At 73.3% G+C, this 25,463-nt stretch carries 23 protein-coding genes; 9 read left to right on the top strand and 14 right to left on the bottom strand.

From position 1 onward, the window contains the following. Positions 1-234 precede the first annotated feature (234 nt). Both AB0D67_RS02840 and AB0D67_RS02835 read left to right on the top strand, forming a co-directional pair. Complete coding sequence (locus AB0D67_RS02840) at positions 235-522, top strand: HGxxPAAW family protein (RefSeq protein ID WP_362929175.1); 288 nt, start codon at positions 235-237, stop codon at positions 520-522. Positions 523-612: 90 nt separating this feature from the next. Next, entirely contained in the window at positions 613-1,818 is a 1,206-nt protein-coding gene (locus AB0D67_RS02835; protein WP_362929173.1) for a crosslink repair DNA glycosylase YcaQ family protein, read from the top strand. 111 nt (positions 1,819-1,929) lie between these two features. Here AB0D67_RS02835 and AB0D67_RS02830 read toward each other — a convergent pair whose 3' ends face one another. From AB0D67_RS02830 to mtrA, 6 genes are all read right to left on the bottom strand, one after another. Continuing rightward, entirely contained in the window at positions 1,930-2,634 is a 705-nt protein-coding gene (locus tag AB0D67_RS02830; protein ID WP_362929171.1) for a response regulator transcription factor, read from the bottom strand. Positions 2,635-2,727: 93 nt separating this feature from the next. Continuing rightward, on the bottom strand, positions 2,728-3,423 hold the full coding sequence (gene raiA, locus AB0D67_RS02825) for a ribosome-associated translation inhibitor RaiA (RefSeq protein ID WP_362929169.1): 696 nt from the start codon (positions 3,421-3,423) through the stop codon (positions 2,728-2,730). 520 nt (positions 3,424-3,943) lie between these two features. Then, entirely contained in the window at positions 3,944-4,648 is a 705-nt protein-coding gene (locus AB0D67_RS02820; protein ID WP_362929167.1) for a phosphoribosyltransferase family protein, read from the bottom strand. Positions 4,649-4,779: 131 nt separating this feature from the next. Continuing rightward, positions 4,780-6,615 carry an LpqB family beta-propeller domain-containing protein gene (locus AB0D67_RS02815; protein ID WP_362929165.1) on the bottom strand — a complete coding sequence of 612 codons (1,836 nt, stop codon included), beginning with the start codon at positions 6,613-6,615 and terminating at the stop codon, positions 4,780-4,782. Continuing rightward, the gene (gene mtrB, locus AB0D67_RS02810; RefSeq protein ID WP_362929163.1) at positions 6,605-8,338 is read right to left on the bottom strand and encodes an MtrAB system histidine kinase MtrB; all 1,734 of its coding nucleotides are present in this window, start codon (positions 8,336-8,338) and stop codon (positions 6,605-6,607) included. The genes AB0D67_RS02815 and mtrB overlap by 11 nt, the downstream gene beginning before the upstream one ends. A gap of 31 nt (positions 8,339-8,369) precedes the next feature. Continuing rightward, positions 8,370-9,047, bottom strand: coding sequence for an MtrAB system response regulator MtrA (mtrA, locus tag AB0D67_RS02805; RefSeq protein ID WP_030509347.1), 678 nt, complete (start codon positions 9,045-9,047; stop codon positions 8,370-8,372). 354 nt (positions 9,048-9,401) lie between these two features. On the opposite strand from mtrA, the gene AB0D67_RS02800 reads away from it, so the two are divergent. The 6 genes from AB0D67_RS02800 to AB0D67_RS02775 are packed head-to-tail and all read left to right on the top strand — an operon-like array spanning position 9,402 to position 15,572. Then, entirely contained in the window at positions 9,402-10,706 is a 1,305-nt protein-coding gene (locus tag AB0D67_RS02800) for a glycerophosphoryl diester phosphodiesterase membrane domain-containing protein (RefSeq protein WP_362929161.1), read from the top strand. Beyond that, complete coding sequence (locus tag AB0D67_RS02795; RefSeq protein WP_362929159.1) at positions 10,691-11,383, top strand: DUF4129 domain-containing protein; 693 nt, start codon at positions 10,691-10,693, stop codon at positions 11,381-11,383. The genes AB0D67_RS02800 and AB0D67_RS02795 overlap by 16 nt, the downstream gene beginning before the upstream one ends. Further along, complete coding sequence (locus AB0D67_RS02790; protein ID WP_362929157.1) at positions 11,380-12,636, top strand: DUF4350 domain-containing protein; 1,257 nt, start codon at positions 11,380-11,382, stop codon at positions 12,634-12,636. The genes AB0D67_RS02795 and AB0D67_RS02790 overlap by 4 nt, the downstream gene beginning before the upstream one ends. A gap of 2 nt (positions 12,637-12,638) precedes the next feature. Then, the gene (locus AB0D67_RS02785) at positions 12,639-13,631 is read left to right on the top strand and encodes a MoxR family ATPase (RefSeq protein ID WP_362929155.1); all 993 of its coding nucleotides are present in this window, start codon (positions 12,639-12,641) and stop codon (positions 13,629-13,631) included. A 7-nt stretch (positions 13,632-13,638) separates the two neighbouring features. Then, a complete protein-coding gene (locus AB0D67_RS02780) occupies positions 13,639-15,075 on the top strand; it encodes a DUF58 domain-containing protein (RefSeq protein ID WP_362929153.1) in 1,437 nt (478 codons plus the stop codon). Positions 15,076-15,128: 53 nt separating this feature from the next. After that, a complete protein-coding gene (locus AB0D67_RS02775) occupies positions 15,129-15,572 on the top strand; it encodes a helix-turn-helix domain-containing protein (RefSeq protein WP_362929151.1) in 444 nt (147 codons plus the stop codon). On the opposite strand, the gene AB0D67_RS02770 is transcribed toward AB0D67_RS02775, so the two are convergent. The 7 genes from AB0D67_RS02770 to AB0D67_RS02740 are packed head-to-tail and all read right to left on the bottom strand — an operon-like array spanning position 15,491 to position 22,429. After that, the gene (locus AB0D67_RS02770) at positions 15,491-16,486 is read right to left on the bottom strand and encodes a stage II sporulation protein M (protein ID WP_362929149.1); all 996 of its coding nucleotides are present in this window, start codon (positions 16,484-16,486) and stop codon (positions 15,491-15,493) included. The two genes, AB0D67_RS02775 and AB0D67_RS02770, sit on opposite strands and share 82 nt — an antisense overlap. Before the next feature lie 52 nt (positions 16,487-16,538). Further along, the gene (gene rbsD, locus AB0D67_RS02765) at positions 16,539-16,928 is read right to left on the bottom strand and encodes a D-ribose pyranase (RefSeq protein WP_362929147.1); all 390 of its coding nucleotides are present in this window, start codon (positions 16,926-16,928) and stop codon (positions 16,539-16,541) included. Between the two features lie 60 nt (positions 16,929-16,988). Beyond that, entirely contained in the window at positions 16,989-17,930 is a 942-nt protein-coding gene (locus AB0D67_RS02760; protein ID WP_362929145.1) for a ribokinase, read from the bottom strand. Further along, a complete protein-coding gene (locus AB0D67_RS02755; RefSeq protein ID WP_362929143.1) occupies positions 17,930-18,892 on the bottom strand; it encodes a D-ribose ABC transporter substrate-binding protein in 963 nt (320 codons plus the stop codon). Before AB0D67_RS02755 ends, AB0D67_RS02760 begins: the two co-directional genes overlap by 1 nt. Positions 18,893-18,919: 27 nt before the next feature. Continuing rightward, positions 18,920-19,909, bottom strand: coding sequence for an ABC transporter permease (locus AB0D67_RS02750; protein WP_362929141.1), 990 nt, complete (start codon positions 19,907-19,909; stop codon positions 18,920-18,922). Beyond that, positions 19,893-21,428: a sugar ABC transporter ATP-binding protein gene (locus AB0D67_RS02745; protein WP_362929139.1), complete on the bottom strand. Its 1,536-nt coding sequence runs from the start codon at positions 21,426-21,428 to the stop codon at positions 19,893-19,895. Before AB0D67_RS02745 ends, AB0D67_RS02750 begins: the two co-directional genes overlap by 17 nt. Next, positions 21,425-22,429 (bottom strand): LacI family DNA-binding transcriptional regulator, encoded by a 1,005-nt coding sequence (locus AB0D67_RS02740; RefSeq protein ID WP_362929137.1) that lies wholly within the window; start codon positions 22,427-22,429, stop codon positions 21,425-21,427. The genes AB0D67_RS02745 and AB0D67_RS02740 overlap by 4 nt, the downstream gene beginning before the upstream one ends. Before the next feature lie 348 nt (positions 22,430-22,777). Between AB0D67_RS02740 and AB0D67_RS02735 the strand changes: the two genes are divergently transcribed. Continuing rightward, complete coding sequence (locus AB0D67_RS02735) at positions 22,778-23,773, top strand: RDD family protein (RefSeq protein ID WP_362929135.1); 996 nt, start codon at positions 22,778-22,780, stop codon at positions 23,771-23,773. Between the two features lie 254 nt (positions 23,774-24,027). Here AB0D67_RS02735 and AB0D67_RS02730 read toward each other — a convergent pair whose 3' ends face one another. Further along, positions 24,028-25,440, bottom strand: a complete 1,413-nt coding sequence (locus AB0D67_RS02730; RefSeq protein WP_362929133.1) for a hypothetical protein — start codon at positions 25,438-25,440, stop codon at positions 24,028-24,030. Between the last annotated feature and the right edge of the window lie 23 nt (positions 25,441-25,463).

The following is a 25,463-nucleotide window of genomic DNA, read 5'->3' as shown; positions in this document are numbered from 1 at the left end:
GACGGGCCCGGATGAGGACGAGACATGGTTCTCCGCAGCCATCGTAGGCGGTTCCGCCACCCGGCACAGCCATCCTCGGCGACGCCTTCCACGACCGCGGGGTCCATCGTGTCCGTGTATCAGGACTACTTCCCAGACTAAAGGGTATGCCGATTGCCCCACGCGCACGATGACGGCCGGTGCCGTACGGGCGCGTCGCCCCCTCGGGTCACCCCCTCGGAAGGAGACGCCGCCATGCCGGACGGCGCACCTGGCCCCCCTCATTCCGACCACGGCGCGGGCCACGGAGGCAGGGCCTCGTCCTGGCTCGCCGTGACCGTGCTCATCCTGGGTTTCGCCGCCGCCGGGATCGGCCTGTGCCGCGGTCCCGACTGGTTCCTGTTCTGGGCCGGCACGGCCGTCTGCGTCCTCGGCGGCGTCCTCGTCGCGGCGTTCGGCGCGTTCAAGGACGTCTCGGTCGAGGTTCCGCGCGAGTTCCCGGACGCCCGGACCGGCCGCGCCGCCCCGGGTCCGCGCGGCTGACCGGCCCGCCCCCGTCTCCTCACCCGAGCCGCTAACCGGCATACCGTTTTCGTCGGTGTGGGGCGCTAGTCTCGGCGTCATGCTGACGCGATGCCTGCCCCGGGGCCGCTCATGACGGTCACGCTCTCCGCCGACGAGGCCCGCCGTATCATCCTGCGCGCCCAGGGTTTCCTCGGCGCCGACGCCCGCCGCGGCGGGGTCCCCGCCGTGCTGCGCCGGCTGGGCGCCGTCCAGCTCGACACGATCTCCGTCCTGGCCCGCTCCCACGAGCTCGTCGCCTACTCCCGTCTCGGCGCCGTCGGCCGGGCGAAGGTCGAGCGCGCCTACTGGGACGACCCGGCCCGCGCGTTCGAGTACTGGTGCCACGCCGCGTGCGTGCTGCCGATCGGCGACTGGCCCCTTTACGCCTTCCGCCGCCGGTACTACGCGGCCAGGAAGTACCGCTGGCACGAGGTGCCGCCGACCGTCGACAAGGTGCTGCACCAGGTGCGGGAGAACGGCCCGGTCACCACCGCCGACCTCGGCGGCGCCAAGAACGGCGGCCCCTGGTGGGACTGGTCGGACGCGAAGATCGCCATCGAGTGGCTGCTCGACACCGGGCAGGTCGTCTGCGCCCGCCGCGTCGGATGGCGGCGGGTCTACGACCTGACCGAGCGGGCCGTCCCCGCCCACCTGCTGGCCGAGGACCTCTCCGACGCCGAGTGCGTCACCCGCCTCACCCGGACCGCCGGGCGCGCCCTGGGCGTCGCCACCCGGGCCGACCTGGTCGACTTCCTCCGTCTCAAGGCGCCCGAGGCCGCGTTCCTGGACGGGGCCCTCGCCACCGGCGCCGCCGGGCTGGTCCCGGTGCGGGTCTCCGGCTGGCCCGACCGCGCGGCGGACGCCTGGGCCGACCCGGCGGCGCTGGAGAGCGAGCCGCGGGGACGGCACCGCACCACCCTGCTGTCGCCGTTCGACTCCCTCGTCTGGGACCGCCCCCGCACCTCGCGCGTCTTCGGCTTCGACCACCGGCTGGAGGCGTACGTCCCGAAGGACAAGCGGGTCCACGGCTACTTCACGATGCCGGTCCTGGCCGGCGGCCGCCTGATCGGCCGGGTGGACCCGGCGCGGGAGGGCACCACCCTGGTCGCCCGGCAGGTCGGCCTCGAACCCCGTGCGGGCCGCGGAGCCGTCGAGGCGCTGGCGGGGGCCCTCGCGGAGGCGGCGGCCTGGGTCGGCTGCGACGCCGTACGCGTCGAGCGGGCCGATCCGGCCGTGACCATCGCGCTGTCCGCGGCACTCGACGAGGCGCTCTGACCACCCGGACCGCCCCGGGCCGACCTACGGCGGACTCGGAGCACACCGCCGAGGACCGCGGAGACCACGCCGGACGGGCCCCGTGAGGAAGGGCTCACGGGGCCCCGCCGGTCAGGTGATCTCGAGCATCCGCTCGCGGACCGCGTAGACCACCGCTTCCATCCGGGAGTGGAGCTGGAGCTTGTCCAGGATGTTGCGGACGTGGTTCTTCACGGTGTTCTCGGCGATGAACAGCTGCTTGGCGATCTCGCGGTTGTTCATCCCCTTCGCGACGAGGCGCAGCACCTCCATCTCGCGGTCCGTCAGGCGCGGGACCGGGAGCTGGGGAGGCCGCTCGGCCTCCTTGCGGCTCATGTTCGCGAACTCGGTGATGAGCTTGGCCGCCATCGCCGGGTTGATCAGCGACTGCCCTTCGTGGACACCGCGGACGGCCTCGGGCACCTCGTCGAGCTGCACGTTCTTCAGCAGGTAGCCGGTGGCCCCCGCCTTGATCGCCTCGAAGAGGTCCTCCTCCTCGTCGCTCACCGTCAGCATGATGATCCGCGTGCTCGGCACCGAGGCCTTGATCTCGCGCGTGGCCTCGATGCCGCTCCGGCGGGGCATCCGTACGTCCATGAGCATGACGTCCGGGGTGAGGCGGTCGGCGAGCTCGACCGCCTCCTGCCCGTCGCTCGCCTCGCCGACCACCTCGATGTCCGTCTCCGTGGACAGCGCCATCTCCAGACTGCGGCGGATCAACGCGTGATCGTCGACGATCAGCACGCGGATCGGGTCACCGCTCCTGGCAGGGCGGGTCGTCTCATCGGATTCCGTCACGCCTCCTCCTCGGGGGGCCAGAGCCGTTGGACCGCCATGATTACACGGTTTCAGGTCCTCGGGGTGGTCGGAGAGGATCTTCGTCCGGGTTCGTCAGGGTTCGACGAGTCGCAACACTCCGTAGTTGTAGCCTCGCCGACGGTAGACGACGCTCGGCAGGCCGCTCTCCTTGTCACGGAAGAGGTAGAAGTCGTGGCCGACCAGCTCCATCTCCAGCAGCGCCTGGTCGATGGTCATCGGATCGGCTTTGTGGGTCTTCTCACGGACCACCAGCGGTCCGTCGCCGTCCATCTGGATGGGAACGATCGCGCTGTCCTCGGAGAGGTCGTCGGCCTCCGCGGACGGCCCGGGCTCGAAGCGGTACTCGTCGCCGCCACCACCGACGGTCGCGGGCTCGACGCGGACCCCGGCGGGGTCGATCTCGAAGGACTCGGCGAGCGCGCCGGCGGTCAGCTCGGCCACCGAGGGAGGACAGTGGTTGCCGTAGTGGACCTTGCGCCGGTCGGCGAGGCGCCGGAGCCTGCCTTCGAGCTTTCCGAGTGCGATGTCGAGGGCTGAGAAACGGTCGTCGGCCGAGGCCTCCGCACGGATGGCGGGACCCCGGGAGTGGATGGTGAGCTCGACCCGCTCTCGCTGGCCGCTGATGCGCGGGTTCGTCTCCTTCGACACCTCCACATCGATCCGGATCAGTTTGTTGTCCAGACGCTCGATCTTGGCCAGCTTGGCGCTCACGTGGTCTCGGAACCGGTCACTCACTCCCGTGTGCCGACCCTTGACGATGATGTCCATGCACAGCCCCCCTTCGAAACCTCGACGGTGTTGGAGCGGCGGCACCCACCCGGCCGACCTGGTCTTCGTCCCCACATCCGCCTGCTGAGGGTCTCGCAGCTCTCTGCCACTACTGCCCTTCTCTTCTGGCGAGGAACATCTGGCTCCCCGGGAAGGCAGGACTTACCTCTAAGCCGCACCGTGATCGATCGACGAGAAGTCGTCTTACGTGGACCGTTTAGCCTGCGGCTGGCATCGGCTAGCCGGGCCGACCCCTTCGCGGGGGCCGGTCCGGCGCAACCACGGACCCGGGCGGGTGCCATGTTCAGACGCTATCCGCATCGCGGCCGAATGTCAGCTTGGCCCCGCCTTTGCCGGTCACTTTGCGTGATCTTCACCGCGCGGCCGAGAGGGGAGGACGGCCGTTTCCCCGGCGCGGCCGCGGCGCGCGCCCGCTTCTCAGGGGACCGGGCGGATCGGACGGAGCCGATCCGGACAGACGGACGCCGGCACCGGACGAGACCGTTTTCCGGCCGTTACATTACGTACGGTGATCGTTCCGGAATCCGCTCTCTCGGCGTGTCGCGGCGACCGTGGCGGCCAGCGGGACCTCCGTGCCCGCCTCGCGCAGCGCCCGGGCCGCCTCGGCGAGCGTCGCACCGGTGGTGAGGACGTCGTCCACCAGCACGACGGCCCCTCGCCCGGCCCAGAAGCCGAGCCGCGCGCGGTTGTGGCCTCCGGCGACCCGGAACGCCCCGCCGAGGTTCTCGGCCCGCCTGCGGGCGCTCAGGCCCGCCTGGTCGGCGACCCGGCGGCGCTGGGTGAGGACCCGGGCGACGGTCGCCGGCCACCCGGCCGCGCGGAGGTATCCGGCGGCCAGCTCGGCGAGCCCGGCCACCGGGTCGTGCCCGCGCCGCCGCAGCGCGGGGCGGGCGCTGGGCACCGGGACCAGGATGACGGGCCGCTCGCCCGCCGCCGCGGCCACCGTCAGCGCCAGGGCACCGGCCAGCGGGTGGGCGAGAGCCGTACGGCCGCGCTCCTTGTAGGCGAGGATCGCCCGCCGCGGGCCGCCGGCGTATTCGGCCGCCGACCAGCACTCGGGCAGGCCGGACGGGCGGGGATGGGGCATCCGGCGCGCGGGCTCGCCGTGCAGCTCCGCCGTACAGCGGGGGCAGACGAGGGCGCCCGGGGCGTCGCACCCGGCGCAGCGCGGCGGCAGGACCAGATCGAGCAGAGCGGTCGACACGTGCCCACGGTTTCACGCGCCACCGACAAAAACGCCCGTGAGCCCGCGCACGCGGCTCCCCGGCACGGCTCGCGCCTCCGGCCGGACCGCCCGGCACGGCCCGCGTCTCCGGCGGAGCGCCGTGCCGCGGCTCAGCCCAGCGGGTAGGCGGGGTAGGCGGGACCGTCCTTGGTGAAGGAGGCGGAGCCGTTCTCGTTCTTGACCACGGCCTCCCACTGGGCCGAGTTGCGGTTCCAGGAGAGCAGCTGCCAGTTGCCGTCGTCGTCCTTCGCCCCGGCCAGCAGGGAGCCGTTCAGCGCGGTGATGCTCTGGATCTGCGGGTTGGACGGCAGCTGCTTGGGCTCGGCGACGACGGACGCCTCCAGCAGCTCGGACTTGCCGGTGAGGACGTAGAGGGTCGCGCCGTCCTTCCAGGCGATGTCCTTGATGGTCTGGTTCGGCTCGACGTTCACCACCGGGTGCAGGTTCGTGATCTTGGTGGCTGCCCCCTGGCCGATGACCGTGCCGATCTTCACCTCCTCCTCGGTGCCGCTCCGCACCACCGCCGCGACGTGCACCCCGTCCCGGGCGACCCGGAGCGCCTTGACGTAGACCGTCTCCAGGTCGGGGGCGGAGACGGCGTACTGCTTCCGGCCGTCGTGCCGCAGCACCTTCGAGGTGTGGTCGTCGGGCCGGTCGACGGTCCACAGGGTGTGGTAGCGGTCCCAGGAGGGCGGGGTCAGGGAGGTGCCGGAGATCCAGGGCCGCCACTGGCCGCCGGGGTTCATCGGGGCGACCGCGACCTCCCGGTCGCCGGACGACAACGCCGCCACCTGCCACTGGTCGCTGATCGCCGGACGGGTGCGGGAGCCGTCCTTCCCCCCCGCCTGGCCGGGCACCGGCTGGCCGACGTTGTCCCGGCCCAGCGTGCGCAGCGCGCCGTCGGCGAGGAAGTAGGGGTGGATGTCGCCGGGGGTCATCCAGGCGTCGAAGTCGATGTGCTCCTGGGCGTCGATCGGCAGCAGGCTGTCGGAGTAGTACGGCTCGCCCTTCACCCGGACCTCGAAGTCCCAGCCGCCCTTGGTCAGCTCGGCGAGCGTCCCGGCGATCTGGGCCGACATCGGGCCGATCAGGTCGGAGTCGACCGGCTTGGACAGGTCGATGACCACGCGGTCGTCCTGGGTGTCGACGCCGAGGAGCTGCGTGTCGGGTTCGAAGGCGGTGTTCACCGCGCCCTTGAGCAGGCTGCTCGGCCCCTTCAGCAGCCTCTGGACGATCGTCTTGGCGAAGTTGGCGGTGGGGTCGATCGGCACGCGGACCTGGTCGACCACCAGTCCCTTCCACGCCGAGTCCAGGAAGTACAGGTCCGCCTTGAGGTAGGCGCGCTCGACGTCGGCCTCCGACAGCAGCAGCCCGTCGGGCGCCGCGTTGATCCGCCATCCGTTCGGCCCCTTGACCAGGCTGAACGGCTCGTTCAGCGGGCCGCCGGTCGGCCGGTAGCGGCCGTCCTGGTCGATGATCGCGGTGAGGGTCCCCTTCAGGACGACCCGGGCCGTCCCGTCGCCCTGCTCCGGCGGGGGCTGGACCTCGCCCTGCTTGTAGACCGTCACCCCGCTCTGCGGCTTCCACTTCCCGGCGAAGTCGTCGGTGAGGTACCTGCGCGCGATGCCGCGGTCGCGGTCGTCGACGCTGGCCATCGCGGCGCGGAACCCGGCGACGACCTGCTCGGGCGTCCAGCCGGGCTCCGGCGGCACGGCGATGACCCGCGCGTACGGGTCGCCCAGCGGGTTGCCCTTGCGCACGTCGTCCACGACGGCCGACCGGCCTCCGACCGGGATGACCGAACAGGCGGCGGACATCCAGCCCAGCGCCAGTACCAGGCCCACCACGCCCACGCGCCGCCCGGTACGGGCCGGCCGCCGGCCGCCCGCCGCCCGCTCGGGGGGCGCGGGCCGTTCCGTTTCCCGGAACAGCGTCTCAGTCCGCATCGCGTCCCCCGTCGGCCGTCGCCGGCGACAGCACCGGCGTCATGTGCGCCCGCCACGTCCGGCGCATCTCCACCTCCGGCGGGACCAGCGGCAGCGGCGACCCGCGCAGCGGCGACCCGGCCGTCCTGGGCAGCGACAGCCGGAACTGCGAGCCCTCCCCCGGCGAGCCCCACGCCTGGAGCCAGCCGCCGTGCAGCATCGCGTCCTCGCGGGAGATCGCCAGCCCCAGGCCGGTGCCGCCGATCGTGCGCGCCCGCGAGGGGTCGGCCCGCCAGAACCGGTCGAAGACCATGTTCTCCTCGCCCGGCTTCAGGCCCACGCCGTGGTCGCGCACGGCCACCGCCACCGCGTCGCGGTCGGCGCCGACCGTGACGATGATGTCGCGGCCCTCGCCGTGCTCGATCGCGTTGAACAGCAGGTTTCGCAGGACACGCTCGATCCGCCGGCTGTCCATCTCGGCCATGCAGGGCTCGCCGGGCAGCCGCAGGTCGAAGCGGGTGGAGTGGCGTTCGGCCAGCGCCTCGGAGTCGGCGACGGCGCTCAGCACCACGTCTCTCACGTCGACGGGCTCGATGTCCAGCTCGGCCGCGCCCGCGTCGTAGCGGCTGATCTCCAGCAGGTCGGCGAGCATCGTCTCGAACCGGTTGAGCTGGTTCTGCATCAGCTCGGCCGACCGCGCGGCCATCGGGTCGAAGTCCTCCCGGGCGTCGTAGAGCAGGTCGGCGGCCATCCGCACGGTGGTCAGCGGGGTGCGCAGCTCGTGCGAGACGTCGGAGACGAACTGCCGCTGGACCTGCGACAGCTCCTCCAGCTGGTGGATCTTCAGCGCCAGGTTGGCGGCCATCTCGTTGAAGGAGGCGGCCAGCCGGGCCAGGTCGTCCTCGCCGCGGACCTTGAGCCGCTCGTCCAGGCGCCCGGCGGCCAGCCGCTCGGCGGCCTGGCGTGCCAGCCGTACCGGGGTGACCACCTGGCGGGTGACCAGCGAGGCGATGGCGGCCAGCAGGAGCACCAGGGCGACCCCGACCAGGATGAGCATCCGCAGGACCGAGGTGAGGGTCTTCTCCTCCTGGTCCAGCGGGACGAGGTGGTAGATCTCGTAGCCGCTGTCCAGGGGTGTGCCGGAGGTGTCCAGGCGGGTGCCGAGGATCATGCCGGGCCGCGAGTCGCCGCCCTCGTAGCGCAGCCTGCCGTAGTAGGTGGTGACCTCCTCGGGCTGCTTCTTCAGCACGTCGGCGCGGAGCCGCTCGGGGATGCTCACCGGGTCGATGTTGGTGGTGACGTAGAACTCGCCGGGCCGGTTGTCGTTGCGGATGACCACCGAGTAGCGGGGGACGGCGCCGGCCCGCCCCGCCAGCGCCACGATCGCCTGGCCGAGCGGGCTGTCCCCGCCCGCCTGGAGCGCCCCCGCCATGTCGGCCTGCTGCTTGGGCGTCTCACCGTCGGGCTGGTTCTTCAGGTAGCCCAGCACGGCCTTCCGGTCGGCCTGCGCCTCGCTCCTGGCCGCGCGCTCCCGGGACTCCAGCGTGGTCGCGACGATCTGCTGCATGAGGAAGACCCCCAGTACGGCGACCACCGCGATGGAGATCACCATCGTGCTGGTGACCACGCGGAGCTGGAGGGAACGCCAGAAGACGCGGCGCAGCCAGCCGGCAGCCCATCGGGCCCGGCGGCGGAGGCCCCGCGCCACCCGGCGCGAGGTGCGGAGGCGCTTACCGGAGGGCATGTCGGGATCCCGGGGAGGCCGCGACGGGTCTTCAGGCAGGTCCGGCCTTGTAGCCCACCCCGCGGACCGTCACCACGATCTCAGGGTGCTCGGGGTCCTTCTCGATCTTCGCCCGGAGCCGCTGGACGTGCACGTTGACCAGGCGGGTGTCGGCCGCGTGGCGGTAGCCCCACACCTGCTCCAGCAGCACCTCGCGGGTGAAGACCTGGCGCGGCTTGCGGGCCAGCGCGACGAGCAGGTCGAACTCCAGCGGCGTGAGATTGATCGTCTCCTCGCCGCGCTTGACCGAGTGTCCCGCCACGTCGATGGTGATGTCGCCGATCTGCAGTATCTCCGGCGTCGGCTCGTCGGTGCGGCGCAGCCGGGCGCGGACCCGGGCGACCAGCTCCTTGGGCTTGAACGGCTTGACGATGTAGTCGTCGGCGCCGGACTCCAGGCCGAGCACCACGTCGATGGTGTCGCTCTTGGCCGTCAGCATGACGATCGGCACGCCGGACTCGGCGCGGATGCGGCGGCAGACGTCTATGCCGTCGGCCCCCGGCAGCATCAGGTCGAGCAGGACGAGATCCGGCCGGGTGTCGCGGAAGGCGTCGAGCGCCTTGTCGCCGTCGGAAACGAAGGAGGGCTCGAAGCCTTCTCCCCGTAGGACGATGCCGAGCATCTCGGCGAGAGCGGCGTCGTCGTCGACGACCAGCACGCGTCCTTTCATGGCCCCTCATTCGTTACGCCGTCTGGGAGTTTTCGGGGGGAATGCACGGTTAACGCAGATTACCCTCGCCTGGCCAGTGGGTGACACCGGCACCGACGTCAAGCATTCGGAAGGCGAATTTTAGGCCCACGTACGGCAAAGCCTCGGCCCGGCCCCCGCGCCACCCTCCCCGTTCCCGGCGGCCCCGGACGCCAAGCGGAGGTGGTGACCTTCCCAGTCTGGAGTAAAGAACCCGGTCTCGGCCATCCCTGCGGCGTCTCGGTCGTCCGCGATCCGGCCGATTCGGAGGCCGGAAACCCGGATCAGTCATCCCGCTCATCACAATCGGCACCCACGACATGCCAGGATTGGGATATGTCAGACGGTCACGATCCCGCTCCCGACACGCCCTCCGGCTGGGCGGCCCACCAGCCCCCGCCCTACCAGGGAGTCCCGGGATCGCCGTGGACCGCCCCCGGGCCGCCGCCCGCCTCCCCCGCCGGACCCGCCCAGGACGGCCACCCGCCGTACGGCGGGCCGCCCCACCCCGGCGGGCCGTACGGTCCCGGCCCGGAGGCCCCGCCGTACGGCCCGGGACCCCGGCCGCCGTACGGCCGGCACCCGCAGCCGCCCGCGCTGCGGCCCGGGATCATCCCGCTGCGCCCGCTCGGCCTCGGCGACATCCTCGACGGCGCGATCAAGCTGATCCGCTCCAACCCCAAGACCGTCCTGGGCCTCTCGGCGATCGCCGCGGTGCTCGGCGTGATCCCCACCGCGGTCGGCCAGGCGGTCGTCTTCGGCCAGATCGGCGCGGCCGTGAACGACCCCTCCGCGCTGGACGGCGTCGGGGAGAGCGGCTTCCTCGGCCAGTACGGCGACGTGCTGGTCTCCTACGCCGTGGAGTTCGTCGTGGTGACGCTGCTCACCGGCGTGCTGACCCGGATCCTGGGCCGGGCCGTCTTCGGCGGCCGGACCACCGCGGGCGAGGCGTGGCGGCTGTCCCGCGGCCGCATGCCCGCGCTGTTCGGGCTGGTGGCCCTCGAAGCGCTCCTCATGCTCGTGCCGGTGGTCCTGATCTCGCTGGTGATCGTGGCGCTGGCGAACGCCGGGGCCGGAGCCGGGACGGCGGTCGCGGTGGGGGCGCTGTCGGTGCTCGGCTACATCGCCTACGCCGCGTTCGTCTCCACCCGCCTGGCGCTCGCCGCGCCCGCCGCGGTGCTGGAGCGGCGCGGGGTCCTCGACTCCATGCGCAGGTCGTGGCGGCTGGTGAACGGCGGCTTCTGGCGCACCCTCGGCATCCTGATCCTCACCAGGATCATCACGTTCCTGATCACCTTCGTGGTCGCCGTCCCCTTCACCTTCGGGGCCGCCCTCGTCAGCATCGGCATCCAGGGCTCGACCGGCGCGCAGGTCGCCACGGCGGTCCTGATCGCGATCGGCGGCACCGTCGGCGCGATGATCACCTATCCGTTCCTGGCCGGGGTCAACGGCCTGCTCTACGCCGACCGGCGGATGCGGTCCGAGGCGTTCGACCTCGTCCTGCAGACCGCCGCGATCGAGCAGCGGCGCCAGGGCTGGGTGCACGCCACGGCCGACGACCTGTGGCTGCCCTCCGCCACGCCCGGCGCACCCGGCCCGCACCCGCAGGCCGGGCAGGGAGCTTCGTGGCCCCACTCCTGACCCTCGTGAACCTCGGCGCGCCGGTCGACGTCGGCCGTGACGAGGCCCGCCGCGAGGCGGCCCGCGAGCTGCTCCGGGCCGGGTACGCCAGGGAGTCGGCGTTCGACCGCGCCGTCCGGGCCGTGAACCAGTTCATCGGCGACCTCACCGACCAGGACTCCCTCGGGACCGTGGGAAGCGTGACCGTCCGGGTGGTGCTCGTCGCCCTCGTCGTCACCGCGGTCGTCGCGCTGGCCGTGGTCGCGCGGCGGACGGCCGGGGGCCGCGCCGCCCGCCGCGAGGAGGTCTTCGGCGACGGCCGGCGCACCGCGGCCGAGCACCGCGCCGCCGCCGAGCGGCTGGCCGCCGAGGGCCGCTGGGCCGAGGCGGTCCGCGAGCGGCTGCGGGCCGTCGCCCGCGACCTGGAGGACCGCGCGATCGTCGACCCCGTCCCGGGCCGCACCGCCGCCGAGCTGGCCGCCGAGGCCGGCCGCGCGCTGCCCGGCCTGGCCGCCGCCCTGGTCGCCGCGGCCCGGACCTTCGACGACGTGACGTACGGCGAGACCCCCGGCACCGCCGGAGCGTACGAGATGCTGCGCGACCTCGACGAGCGGCTCCGCGTGGCGCGCCCGGCGGACGCGGCCCCCGTCCCGGCGGACGCGGCCGGCGGCGCGGGCGCGTGGAGAGGGCCCCGATGAACAACCCCACAGGCACCACAGGCACCACGGGCACCGCCGACACCACGGGCACCTCCGGCGCACGGGCGGCGAACCCCGCGGACGCCGGCCTCGCCGCCGCCCCCGTGACCGGCTCGACGTCCGTCTCCCCCACCACCGCGAGCCTGTGGCGCGGCGGCCGGGGTGTGATCCTGGTCGCCCTCATCGTGGTGGCCGCCGCCGTCGCCGGCGTTCTCCTCGGCGGCGCCGGCGGACCCGACCGGCGGCTCGACCCCGACGACACCTCACTGTCCGGCGCGGGAGCCCTCGCCCGGCTGCTGGAGGGCCGCGGCGTGCGGATCACCCGGGTCACCTCGGCCGCCGACGCGCGGGCCGCCGCGACCGCCGGCAGCACGCTGCTGGTCACCGACGACTTCCCGCTCACCGCCGCGGACGCCTCGCGGCTGGCCGGGGCACCCGCCGACCTCCTGCTGGTCGGCGCCGGACGACGGCTGCGGACGCTCGCCCCCGGCCTGCTCGCCACCGGGGAGGCCCGGCCGCGCTCACGAGAGCCACGCTGCGCGCTGCCGGCCGCGGCCGCCGCGGGCACCGCCCACCTGGGCGGGACGACCTTCGCCGTCCCCCGGGGCGGCACCGGCTGCTACCCCGCCGGGGACGACTCGACGCTGGTCGCCTACCGTGACGGAGACCGGACGGTCACCGCGGTGGGCGACGGCGACTTCATGACCAACCTGCGCCTGGCCGAGGACGGCGACGCCGCGCTGGCGATGAACCTCGCCGGCGCCAGGCCCACGCTCGTCTGGCTGGTCCCGCCGCCCCCGGGGGAGGCGCCCGCGGCGTCAGGCGAGCAGGGCCTCTACGATCTCGTCCCGCCGGGCGTCAGGTGGGCCGCGGCGCAGCTCGCGCTGGCGGTGGTGCTGCTGGCGCTCTGGCGAGGCCGGCGGCTCGGCCCGGTGGTGGCCGAACGCCTGCCCGTGGTGGTGCGGGCCGCCGAGACCGCGGAGGGCAGGGCCAGGCTGTACCGGGCCAGACGGGCCCGCGACCGCGCCGCCGCCGCGCTGCGCGAGGGCTTCGCCGACCGCGTCGTCCCCCGGCTCGGGCTGCCGTCGGCGGCCGGACCGGACGCCAGGGTGAGCGCGCTCGCCGAACGGACCGGGCAGCCGGCGCCGCAGGTGGCGTCCGCCCTGTACGGCCCGCCGCCGGCCGACGACGCCGGGCTGGTCGCCCTGGCCGCATATCTGGACATTTTGGAGAGGCAGGTCAGAGATTCGTGAACGTGCGTGACGAGCGAGCCGTTGATGCGAACGGCGGCGCGAACGGCGGCGCGGACGCCGCCCGGGAGGCGCTGGGGGCGCTGCGCGCCGAGGTCGCCAAGGGCGTCGTCGGCCAGGACGCCGTGGTCACCGGGCTGGTCATCGCCCTGCTCTGCCGGGGACACGTACTGCTCGAAGGGGTGCCCGGGGTCGCCAAGACCCTGCTCGTGCGGACCCTCTCCGCGGCGCTGTCGCTGGATTTCAAGCGGGTGCAGTTCACCCCCGACCTGATGCCCGGCGACGTCACCGGCTCCCTGGTCTACGACGCGAAGACCTCGGAGTTCGAGTTCCGCCCCGGACCGGTCTTCACCAACCTGCTGCTCGCCGACGAGATCAACCGCACCCCGCCCAAGACGCAGGCGGCGCTGCTGGAGGCGATGGAGGAGCGGCAGGTCAGCGTGGACGGCGTGCCGCGCCACCTGCCCGATCCGTTCATCGTGGCCGCCACCCAGAACCCGGTGGAGTACGAGGGCACCTACCAGCTCCCCGAGGCGCAGCTCGACCGGTTCATGCTCAAGCTGACCGTTCCGCTGCCCTCCCGCGAGCAGGAGGTCGCGGTGCTGGAGCGGCACGCGCTCGGCTTCGACCCGCGCGACCTGTCCCACATCAAGCCGGTGGCGACCGCCGCCGACCTGGAGGCCGGGCGCGCCGCGGTCCGCCAGGTGCACACCGGGCCCGAGGTCCTCGGCTACATCGTGGACATCGCCCGCGCCACCCGGCAGTCGCCGTCGCTGCAGCTCGGCGTCTCGCCGCGCGGCGCCACCGCGCTGCTGGCGGGCGCCCGAGCCTGGGCCTGGCTGTCCGGCCGCACCTACGTGACGCCGGACGACGTCAAGGCCCTGGCCCGGCCGGCCCTGCGGCACCGCGTCCAGCTCCGCCCCGAGGCCGAGCTGGAGGGCGCGTCCGCCGACGGCCTGATCGACGCCGTCCTCGCCGCCGTCCCCGTCCCCCGCTGAAGCGACGATGGCACTGACGGGACGGGCCGCCCTGCTGGCCCTGCTGGGCACGCTGGTCGTGCTGTTCGCGCCGCGGCCGGGACCGGCCGTGGCCGGGGTGGCGCTGCTGCTGGCCGCGCTGGTCGCGGTGGACCTGCTGCTGGCCGGGGGCGTGCGCCCGCTGCGGTTCGCCCGCTCCGGCGACCGCCTGGTACGGCTCGGCGAGACCGCCACGGTCGACCTGGTCGTGGAGAATCCCGGCCGCCGCCGGGTCCGCGGCCTGCTCCGGGACGCCTGGCCGCCCTCGGCCGGAGCCGTCCCCCGGCACTTCGCGCTGGACGTCCCGGCCGGGGAGCGCCGCCGCCTCACGCTGACGCTCACCCCGGCCCGCCGGGGAGACCGGGAGGCCGCCGCCGTCACGGTGCGGTCGCTGGGCCCGCTGGGCATCGCGGCCCGCCAGGGCTCGCACCGGGTGCCGTGGTCGGTACGGGTGCTGCCGCCGTTCCTCAGCCGCAAGCACCTGCCCGCCAAGCTGACCAGGCTCAGGGAGCTGGAAGGCGCGCACCCGTCGATGGTCAGGGGCCAGGGCACCGAGTTCGACTCGCTGCGCGAGTACGTGCCCGGCGACGACGTGCGGTCGATCGACTGGCGGGCCACCGCCCGCCGCTCCGACGTCGTGGTGCGCACCTGGCGGCCCGAGCGCGACCGGCGGGTGCTGATCGTCCTGGACACCGGGCGCACCTCGGCCGGCCGGGTCGGCACCGCCCCGATCCCGCTCGCCGGTCAGGAGGACCGGTCCCCCGCGGGCCGCGGAGCCGGGCCCGGCGGGCTTTCGACCGGGCTTCCGGGCGGTCTTTCCGGCGGGCTTCCCGGTGGGCGGGGCGGCGTGCGGACCGCGCCGGGCTGGCCCCGGCTCGACTGGTCGATGGACGCGGCGCTGCTGCTGGCCGCACTGGCATCCCGAGCCGGCGACCGGGTGGACTTCATGGCCCACGACCGCTCGGTGCGCGCCTGGGTGTCCGGGGCGGGCCGTACCGAGCTACTGTCGTCGCTGGTCAACGCGATGGCGCCGATCGAGGCCGAGCTGGTCGAGGCCGACGCGGCCGGCATGGTCGCGGCCGTCCTGGCCCGCGCCAGGCGGCGCTGCCTGGTCGTCCTGCTGACCGACCTCAACGCCGCGTCACTGGAGGAGGGGCTGCTGCCCGTACTCCCCCAGCTGTCCTCCCGGCACCTGGTGCTGGTGGCCGCCGCGTCCGACCCGCAGGTCGCGGCGATGGCCGCCGGGCGCGGCACCCCCGAGCTGGTGTACGACGCGGCGGCGGCGGAACGTCAGGGCGCCGACCGGCGCCGCATCACCGCCCGGCTGCGCCGCCAGGGCGTCGAGGTCGTGGACGCCGCCCCCGAGCAACTCGCCCCCGCCCTCGCCGACGCCTACCTCGCCCTCAAAGCCGCCGGCCGCCTCTGACCAACGACACGAAAGACCGGACATCACCGGGTTCACACGGATAGCTTTTGACCATGACCCTCGGTGATGAATCAGTGGCCGTTCGTCACACCCGTTGGGTGCGCCCGCAGCCACGGACCGACGATCCCGAGCGCGTCCTGATCCGGGAGGCGCTGGCCTTCGGCAGGGCCGTGTACGACCGGCGCAACGCACTCGGGCTCACCGTCGCCGAACTCGCCGGGCGCGCGAGCATGACCGAGGACGAGATCGAGCGCATCGAAGAAGGCGGAACCGCCCCTACGGCCGCCCTGCTCCGGCACCTGGCCGGGGCGCTCCCGGCACGGTCCCACCACCCCGGCGTGTGTTCGGCTCAGCAGAGCCTCTCCGGCACGGAGCCTCCTGGACTCGGGACGGATCGCGGCACTGCCGACCGGGGTCAGCCGGAGGTGGGGGTGACGTCGGGGGCGCGTTCCAGGTCGCCGGTCTCGCCCGCGCGCAGGGCGCGGCGGCCGAAGTAGATCACGTAGGTGAGGAAGGCCGCCTCGGCGACGACCCCGATGCCGATCCGCGCCCAGGTGGGCAGGGGCGACGGGGTGACGAGCCCCTCGATGAGCCCGGAGACCAGCAGCACCACGACCAGCGCGAGGGCCACGCTCATGACGGCCCTGCCCTGCTCGGCGAGGGCCTCGCCGCGTCTGCGGGGGCCGGGGTCGACGACCGTCCAGCCCAGGCGCATGCCGACGGCCGAGGCGAGGAACACCGCGGTCAGCTCCAGCAGGCCGTGCGGGGTGATCAGGCCGAAGAAGATGTCGAGCTTGCCGCGCGAGGCCATCAGCCCGGCGGAGACCGCGACGTTCAGCGCGTTCTGCAGCAGCACGTACGGGATCGGCAGGCCGAGCAGCACGGCCATGATGATGACCTGCATCGACACCCAGGCGTTGTTGACCCAGACCTGCCCGGCGAAGGAGGCCGCGGGGTGCTCGGAGTAGTAGTCGGCGAAGTCGTGGTCGACGAGCTGGGTGATCTCCTCCGGGGTGCCGATCGCGGCCTGCACGGCCGGGTCTCCCGCCACCCAGACCGCGACGACCGCCGAGACCAGGAGGAACGCGGCGGTCGTGCCGAGCCACCACCACCGGGCGCGGTAGGCGACCACCGGGAACGAGACGGTGAAGAAGCGGACGAGCTCCCGCCAGGCGGGGGCGTGCGCGCCGGTCACCGCCGAGCGGGCGCGGGCGACCAGCGACGACAGGTGGCTCACCAGGATCGGGTCGGTGGGGCCGGAACGCACGATGGACAGGTGGGTGGCGGTCCGCTGGTAGAGCTCCACGAGTTCGTCGATCTCGGCGCCGTCCAGCGACCTGCGCCGCCGTACCAGGTGTTCCAGGCGGTCCCAGGAGGGGCGGTGCGCGGTGACGAACGCGTCGATGTCCACCCGGAAAGCGTATCCACCTTCCGCGCGGCCGGGACTTCAGCGGCTCAGCGGCTCAGAATGCGACGCCGCAGCGCAGGATCACGTTGGCGTACGGCCGCGCCTCACCGGTCCGCACCACCAGCCGGGCGGAGCGGGACCGCTCCTTGAGCCGCTCGTGCGGGACGTGGTCCAGGGAGGGCAGCCGTTCGCCGAGCAGCGCGTGGCAGGCGGGGTTGGCCGTCCTGACCTCCTCCGCCGCGACGGCGCCCTCCACGACCAGTTCGGCGAGGAGGCCGTCCAGCACGTCGGCGAAGGCCGGGACGCCCGGCAGGAAGGCGAGGTCGACGACCTGGACCCCGGGCGGCAGCGGCATCCCGGCGTCGCAGACGAGCACCTCGTCGGTGTGGCCGAGGCGGGCGAGCGCGCCCGACAGGGCCGCGTTGAGGATTCCCGCGCGCTTCACCGCGGATCCCGGCTCACGGCGACCCCGGAGCCACGGAGAGGACGACGTGTGGCTTCACGTTCACAGCGTCTCCAGGTCCCCGACCCGAGGGTAGGAGCTCTGCGCGCCGTGCAGGCGGACGGACGCGGCGCCCACCCGGACCGCGAACGAGGTGGCGGCGGCCAGATGGTCGCCCTGGGACAGGCGCCAGGCCAGCGCACCGGTGAACGCGTCGCCGGCGCCGGTGGTGTCCACGGGCTCCACCCTGGGGCTAGGCACCGCGGTGACCTCCCCGGCGTCGGCGACGACCACGCCGTCGGCGCCGAGGGTGAGGACCACCGAGCGGGGGCCGAGCGACAGCAGCTCCCGTGCCTGCCGCACGGGGTCGGCGTGGCTGCCGAGGAGCAGCGCGGCCTCGTGCTGGTTGACGACGAGGGGGTCGCACGCCTCCAGCAGCTCGTCCGGCACCACCGCCGGCGGCGAGAGGTTGAAGACCACCCGGCTCGCGACCCGCGCCGCCGCCACCACCGTGGCCAGCGGGCTCTCCAGCTGCAGGCAGACGACCGACGCCGAGGACAGCAGGCGTTCGGCGGCGGTGATGTCGTCCTCGGTCAGCAGCCCGTTGGCGCCCGGCGAGACGATGATGCTGTTGTCGCCGCCGGCGTCCACGGAGATCAGCGCGACCCCGCTCGGGCCGGGCGTCTCGATGAGGTGGCCGAGGTCCACGCCGTCGGCGCGCAGCGCCTCGCGCAGGAACTCGCCGTGGCCGTCGGAGCCGATCCGGCCGAGGATGGCGACCCGGGCGCCGAGCCGCGCCGCGGCGACGGCCTGGTTGGCGCCCTTGCCGCCGGGGTAGGTGGCGAGCTCCGAGCCGATCACGGTCTCGCCCGGCGCGGGCCGCCGGGCGACATGGACCACCAGGTCGGCGTTGACCGACCCCACGACCACCACGTCGTACGGCGACGCGGGCCGGCCGCCGGGGACGGCCCCCGGCCGGGGGGACCCGTCGATGTGGCCGCTCATCACGAGCCCGCGAACTCTGCGACGTTGTCCTTGTTCACGATCTTGACGGGCACGGCGACCGTGGCCTCCACCTTCTCGCCCTTGGCGGCCTTGACCGCGCCCTGGACGGCCTGCTGGCCGAGGAGGGCCGGCTGCTGGGCGACGCTGGCGCTCAGCGTGCCGTCCTGGACGGCCTTGAGCCCGTCGGGGGTGCCGTCGAAGCCGACGACCTTGACCTCCTTGCCCGCCTTGGCGCCCAGTGCCTTGACGGCGCCGAGGGCCATCTCGTCGTTCTGGGCGAACACGCCGGTGATGCCGGGGTTGGACTGCAGCAGGTTGGTCATGACGTCCAGGCCCTTGGTCCGGTCGAAGTCGGCCGGCTGCTGGGCGATCACCTGGATGTTCGGGAACGCCTTGATCCCCTCGGTGAAGCCCTGGCCACGGTCGCGGGCCGCGGAGGTGCCGGGCACGCCCTGGAGGACGACGACCTTGCCCTTCTCGCCCATCTCCTTGGCCAGTTCCTGCGCGGCGAGCTTGCCGCCCTCGACGTTGTCGGAGGCGACGGTCTGCGCGACGGTGCCGCCGTTGACGACGCGGTCGGCGGCCACCACCGGGATCTTGGAGCGTTCCGCGGCCTTGACCGCGGGCCCGGCGGCGTCGGAGTCGACCGGGTTGATGATGATCGCCTTCATGCTCTGGCCGGCGAAGTTCTGGATCTGGTTGACCTGCTGGGAGGCGTCGTTCTGGGCGTCGGTGACGGTCAGCGCGACGCCCTCCTTCTTCGCCTCGTCCTCGGCGCCCTTGCGGAGCTGGACGAAGTAGGGGTTGTTGAGGGTGGAGACCGACATGCCGATCTTGATGTCCCCACCCGACGTCCCCGAGCCGCCGTCGGAGGAACCGCTCGAACCGCCCGAGCCGCAGGCCGCGAGGCCCAGGGTGAGCGCGGCTCCGGCCGCGGCGAGGCTGATGGTGCGCTTGATCATGATATTTCGTTCCCCTCGGGGTGATTCTCAGGCTGTGGCCTTGCGGCGCAGGGTGTCGAAGAGGACCGCGAGCGCGATCACCACTCCGATGACGACCTGCTGCCAGAAGGCGGAGACGGAGAGCAGGTTGAGGCCGTTGCGCAGCACCGCGAGGATGAGCGCGCCGACGAAGGTGCCGAAGGCCCGGCCCTTGCCGCCCGACAGGCTCGCCCCGCCGATGACGACGGCGGCGATGGCGTCGAGCTCGTAGCCGGAGGCCGCCTGGGGCTGCGCCGAGGCGAGCCGGCTGGCCAGGACGATGCCGGCGATGGCGGCGAAGAGGCCGGACAGGCCGTAGGTGATGAGCTTCTGCCGGTCGACCTTGATGCCGGAGAGCCGGGCCGCCTCCTCGTTGCCGCCGATGGCGTAGATCGCCCGCCCGGAGTAGGTCCGGCTCAGGATCAGGGCGGTGATCAGCCCCATGGCGATCATGACGAGGACCGGGATCGGCAGGTAGTCGCCGATGGTGTCGCCCAGGTGGGTGACGGCGTCGGGCAGGGCGATCGGGCTGCCCTGGGAGATGACCAGGGCCAGGCCGCGGGCGATGCCCAGCATGGCCAGGGTGGCGATGAACGGCGGCAGCTTGCCGTACGCGATCAGGGCGGCGTTGGCGAGCCCGCACACCAGGCCGACGACCAGCGCGGCGACGACGGCCAGCGGCCACGGCAGGCCCGAGTCGGTCGACAGCCAGGCCAGCGCGATCGCCGACAGGGCGGCGACGGAGCCGACCGACAGGTCGATGCCGCCGGTGATGATGACGAAGGTGACGCCGAAGGCGAGGATCGCGGTGACCGCCGCCTGGACGCCCACGTTGAGCAGGTTCGTCACCGTCAGGAAGTCTCCCGACAGCAGTGACAGACCGGCCACGAGCACGACCAGGGCGACCAGCGCGCCGTTCTCGGCCAGCCAGGCGGCGGCCGGGTGCCGGCGCCGCGTCGCCTTGGCGGGCCCGTTGAGCACATCAGTGGACACGTGCATCCTCCACCTCGCTGACGGCCAGGGCCATCACCGAGTCCTGTGTCGCTTCACGCGCGGCGAGCTCTCCGGCGAGCCTGCCGCGGGCCATCACCAGCACGCGGTCGCTCATCCCGAGGATCTCGGGGAGATCACTGGAGATCATGAGAACCGCGTGCCCGGAGGCGGTGAGCGAGTTGATCAACTGGTAGATCTCGACCTTGGCCCCCACGTCGATGCCGCGGGTGGGCTCGTCGAGGATGAGAACGCTCGCGTCGGCGAGCAGCCATTTCCCGATGACGATCTTCTGCTGGTTGCCGCCGGAGAGCGTGCGGACCTCCTGGGCGAGGCCGCTCATCCGCACGCCGAGCCGTCCGGCGACGTCGGCGGCGGCCCGGCGCTGCCCGGCCCGGTCGACGAACCCGCCGCGGCTGGCCCGGCGGAGCGTGACCAGGCCGAGGTTCTCGGCGACGTCGGCGCCGAGGACCAGCCCCTGGCCCTTGCGGTCCTCCGGGACCAGGCCGAGACCGGCCTCCATGGCGGCGTGGACGTCGCCGCGCGGCAGCGGGCGGCCGTCCACCAGGACCTCGCCGCTGTCGTAGGAGTCGGCGCCGAAGATCGCACGGGCGACCTCCGTACGGCCCGCGCCCACCAGCCCGGCCAGGCCGACGACCTCGCCGGCGCGGACCTCGAAGGAGACGTCCTCGAACGCGCCGCGCCGGCCCAGGCCGCGGACCCGCAGCAGGGGCTCGCCCGGCGCCGCGGGCTCCCGGGGGTACTGCTGGTCGATCGGACGGCCGACCATGAGCCTGACCAGCTCGTTCTCCGGCGTGCTCGCCGGCACCCGGGTGACCGAGCGGCCGTCCCGCAGTACGGTGACCCGGTCGCCGACCTGCGGGATCTCCTCCAGGTGGTGGGTGATGAACACGATCGCCACCCCCTGGTCGCGGAGCTGGCGGACGATGGCGAACAGCCGCTCGACCTCGCTGGTCGTCAGCACGGCGGTGGGCTCGTCCATGATGAGCACCCGGGCGTCGAGGGCGAGCGCCTTGGCGATCTCGACCATCTGCATGCGGGCGATGCCGAGGCGGCCGACCGGGGTGCGCGGGTCGACGTCCACGCCGACCCGGGCCAGCAGTTCGCGCGCCCGCTCGTGCATCCTCCTGGTGTCGACGAGCCCGAAGCGGCGGGGCGGGCGGCCCAGCGCGAGGTTCTCGCCGACGGAGAGCTCGGGGACCAGGTTGAACTCCTGGTAGATGGTGGCGATGCCGAGCCGCTGGGCGTCTCCGGCGCCGCGGATCTCGACGGGCGCGCCGTCGACGACGATCCGTCCGGCGTCGGGGCGGTAGGCCCCGGAGAGCATCTTGATCAGCGTGCTCTTGCCCGCGCCGTTCTCGCCGAGCAGGACATGGACCTCGCCGGCCCGCAGGTCGAAGTCGACCCCGTCCAGCGCCACCACGCCGGGGAACTCCTTGCGCAGTCCCTCGACGCGGAGGATCTCACCCCCGGCCGCCCCGCCCCGCGGGCTGTCGTCGTTCGTCACGAGACGTTCCTTCCTTCCCCGCACGACTGCCTGGGCACCAGTACGGCCGGCAGGACCACCGATCCGGCGGGCCGCCCGTGGAGCAGGTCGAGGATGACCCGCACGGCGCGCACGCCCAGTTCGGCGACGGGCTGGCTGATGGCTGTTATCGGGGGGTTCATGTGGGGGAACCACGGCACGTCGTCGAAGGACACCAGTGCCACGTCCTCGGGGATGCGCAGACCGCGCGCCCGGATCTCGTCCAGCGCGCCCAGGGTCATCAGGTTGTCGCCCCCGAAGATCACCTCGGGCGGCTCCGGAAGGTCCAGGAGCCTGGCGGTGAGCTCCCGGCCGCTGCCCAGCTGGAAGTCCCCCGACCGGATGTACTCCGGGCGCAGCTCGATCCCGTGTCCGGCCGCCGCCTCCACGAAGGCGTCGGTGCGCTCCCGGCCGGTGGAGAGCCGGAGCGGGCCGGAGATGAGGGCCACCCGCCGGTGCCCCAGCCTCTTCAGGTGGCCGACGAGCTCGCCGATCGCGGCGGTCCCGTCGACCCGGACCGACGGCACGTCCATGCCGGGGAGCACGCGGTCGATGAACACCAGCGGGCCGCCCGTCGCGGCCGCCTGCTCCACCAGCGGGGTGACCTCGGCGGTGGGGCAGATCAGCAGCCCGTCCACCCGCTGCTCGATGAGGGTGCGCACGTAGTGGTCCTGCTCCTCGGGCCGCTCGTCGGCGTTGCCGATGACGACGGTGTAGCCGGCCTCGCGCGCCGCGTCCTCGACCGACCGGGCCAGCTCGGCGAAGAACGGGTTGAGGATGTCGCCGATGATCAGGCCGAGCGTCCGGGTCGCCTCGGTGCGCAGCGAGCGCGCCACCGCGTTGGGGACGTAGTTCAGCTCGGTCATCGCGGTGTAGACCCGGTTCCGGGTCTCCTCGGACACCGAGGGGCTGGCGTTGAGGACCCGGGAGACCGTGGCGACGGACACACCCGCGCGAACGGCCACATCCTTGATACGTGCCACCGGCCCTCCCGTGTAATCGATTACATGAGGGTATGTAATCGATTACATGAACACCACTCGCATCGAAGTGACCTGCGTCACAGATCGTTTCCGCTCCCCGACCCCCGGATTCCGGTGGCGTCCGCCCCCCGCCCGGCGGGCATCCGCGGCGCCCGCCCGGGGGCTCTCCGTCCGCCCCCGGGCGGGCGCCGCGGGACATCTGGCGGAGAGGGACGGGGAGCGCCCGGGCCGGGCGTCGCGGGGACGGCCGGGACGGGCGCCGCAGGACCGGCGGGGACCGCCGGGACGGGCGGAACCGGACCCGGCCGGGGCGGGCGCCGCGGGACCGGCCGCCGGTAGGGTTCTTGTGTGTCCGAGGTCGTAACCGGCGAGGCGGTCGTCGTCGAAGTCCGGATCGCCCAGCTCCCGAGCCGGGTCGCCGCGCTGCTCATCGACATCCTGGTCCAGCTCGTGACGCTGGCCGGGGCGTCCTTCGCGGCCGGCGCCCTGCTCCTCGTCTCCGACCCCGCGCTGACCGCGATGGTGTACATCACGCTGTCCGTGCTGGTCCTGGTCGGCTACCCGGTGGTCTTCGAGACGCTCTCGCGCGGGCGCAGCCTCGGCAAGCTGGCCCTGGGCCTGCGGGTGGTCAGCGACGACGGCGGCCCCGAGCGGTTCCGCCAGGCCCTGTTCCGCGGCCTGGCCGGGGTGCTGGAGATCTGGACGCTCAGCGGCGCCCCCGCCCTGATCAGCTCGCTGATCTCGGAGAAGGGCAAGCGCCTCGGTGACGTCTTCGCCGGGACCATCGTGATCGCCGAGCGCGCCCCCCGCCGGTACGGCCCGCCGCTGGAGATGCCGCCGCCGCTGGCCTCGTGGGCGGCGACGCTGGAGCTGTCCCGGCTGCCCGAGGAGGTCGCGTCGACCGCCGTCCGGTACCTCACCCGCCGGAACGACCTGTCACCCGCCGTCCAGCACGAGATGGGCGCGCGCATCGCCGCCGAGATGTCGGCCTTCGTCTCCCCTCCCCCGCCGCCCGGCGTCCCGCCGTTCGCCTACCTGACCGCCGTCCTGGCCGAGCGCCGCCGCCGCGACCAGGCGCGACTGTCCGGGCGTGGCGGCGCACCCGGGCACCCGCCGTACGCCGCGCCCTTCCCAGCCGCCTATCCGCCCGCCGCCTATCCGCCGCCCTCCGCCCAGCCGCCCGCCGCGTATCCGCCGGCCGGCCGGCCGCCCGCCGCGCCGTACGGCCCTCCGACCGCCGCGCCGTACGGCCGGCCGCCCGCGGTGCGGGACCGGCCCCCGGCGCCGCCCCAGGGGGGTCCGGCTTCCGGGACGACCCCCGGCGGGTTCGTCCCTCCGGCCTGACCGGGCCGGCACGCCGTACCACCGGCGTCCCGCGCGAGGACCGTACGGCACGCACGGCCCGAGAGCCCGGCACGCGCGGTCCGCGGGCCCGGCACGCGCTGCCCGAGGACGCGGTGCGCCGTACGGCACGTGCCCTGCGGGTGCGGTGCGCACGGCCCGCGGGCATGGCGCGCCGTACGGCGCGCGAAGGGGGCGGCGGGATCACTCCCACCGCCCCCTCGGCGTTCGCTCAGGAAGAGCCGTCAGGCACGCGGTCAGTGACCGTGACCGTAGGAAGGCTGGGTCTGGGCGTTGAAGATGTCCATCTTGACGCTCCTGGCCTGGTTCGTCCGCGGGTCGTTGAGCCGCAGGACGTCGAAGCCGAGGTTGAAGTCACTGCCGTAGATGTAGCCGTTGTAGTAGTAGGCCGACCAGAAGCCGCCGCTCAGCGGGGGAGCGGTGTTGTCGGGGCCGCGCTCGAAGAACGCGATCTCGTGCGGGTTGGCCGAGTCGGTGAAGTCGACGACCGAGATGCCGCCCTGGTACCACGCCTGGACCATGATGTCCTTGCCCTTGACCGGGATCAGCGAGCCGTTGTGCGCGACGCAGTTCTCGGTGTCGGCCTGGTGACGCGGGATCTTGAAGTAGCTCCGGAACGTCATCGTGGTGCCGGAGATGTCGTAGTAGGCGTTGGCGCCGCGGTTCGGGCCGATCGCCTCGTTGCAGGTGGCCGCGCCGCCGCCACCGAGCTCGTCGGTGAAGATGACCTTGGTGCCCTCGTTGTTGAAGGTCGCCGAGTGCCAGAACGCGAAGTTCTCGTCGTCACGGACGGTCGAGGTGACCTTCGGGTTCACCGGGTCGGAGATGTCCATCAGGATGCCCTCGCCCATGCAGGCGCCGGCCGCGATGTTCTTCTCCGGGTAGGAGGTGATGTCGTGGCAGCCGGTGGTCGCCGACGTACGGTAGGGGTACTGCTTGTCCGGCTCGCCGGGGTTGCCGCCGTCCGGGAAGAGCACCGGGGTGTTGACGACCGCCGCGTCCGCCGGCTTCTCCAGCGGCACCTTGATGATGGAGATCTTGTCATGCGGCGTCTTGCAGTCCGGGAAGTTGTCGTTCGGGCCGTAGGAGGAGACGTAGACGTAGACGTTGCGCCGGTCACGTCCCTTGCCGGGCACCAGGGTCAGGGTGTGCGAGCCGCAGTTGGTCTCGACCGCCTTGACGTACCTGGGGTTCTTCTTGTCGCTGACGTCGAAGATCCGGATGCCCTCCCACGAGTCCTTGTTCGCCGCGCTCTGGCCGGTGCTGCTGCAGGAGTCGTTGTTGCGGGAGGAGTCGACGGCGCCGAAGAGGAGGTTCCCGTAGACGGCCATGTCCATCTGGCCGCCGGGGCAGACCACCGAGCTGACCACCGAGGTCCGCTTGGGGTGCTTGACGTCGTAGATGGAGAAGCCGCTGTAGTTGCCCACGTAGGCGTAGTCGCCCTGGAAGGCGATGTCGGTGTTGATGTCCGTCAGCGCCGCAGGCTTCGGAACGTTGGTGACATGCTCGATGTTCGAGCTCATGACGATCTCGCCAGGGGCGGGGATGTCAGCGGCCTGAGCGGGCACGGTGGACAGCGACAGCGCCGCCGCCGCACCCACCGCGACGAGGAAGCGGCCGGTCAGACCCTTCCCACGGGGGGTGAACACTGATGAACCTCCTTGCCATATGC

It is taken from the genome of Streptosporangium sp. NPDC048047, assembly GCF_040653115.1.
In the GTDB taxonomy this organism is placed as follows: domain Bacteria; phylum Actinomycetota; class Actinomycetes; order Streptosporangiales; family Streptosporangiaceae; genus Streptosporangium.
Note: the sequence above shows the minus strand (reverse complement) of the source record. Positions and strands in the feature narration are given on the sequence as shown.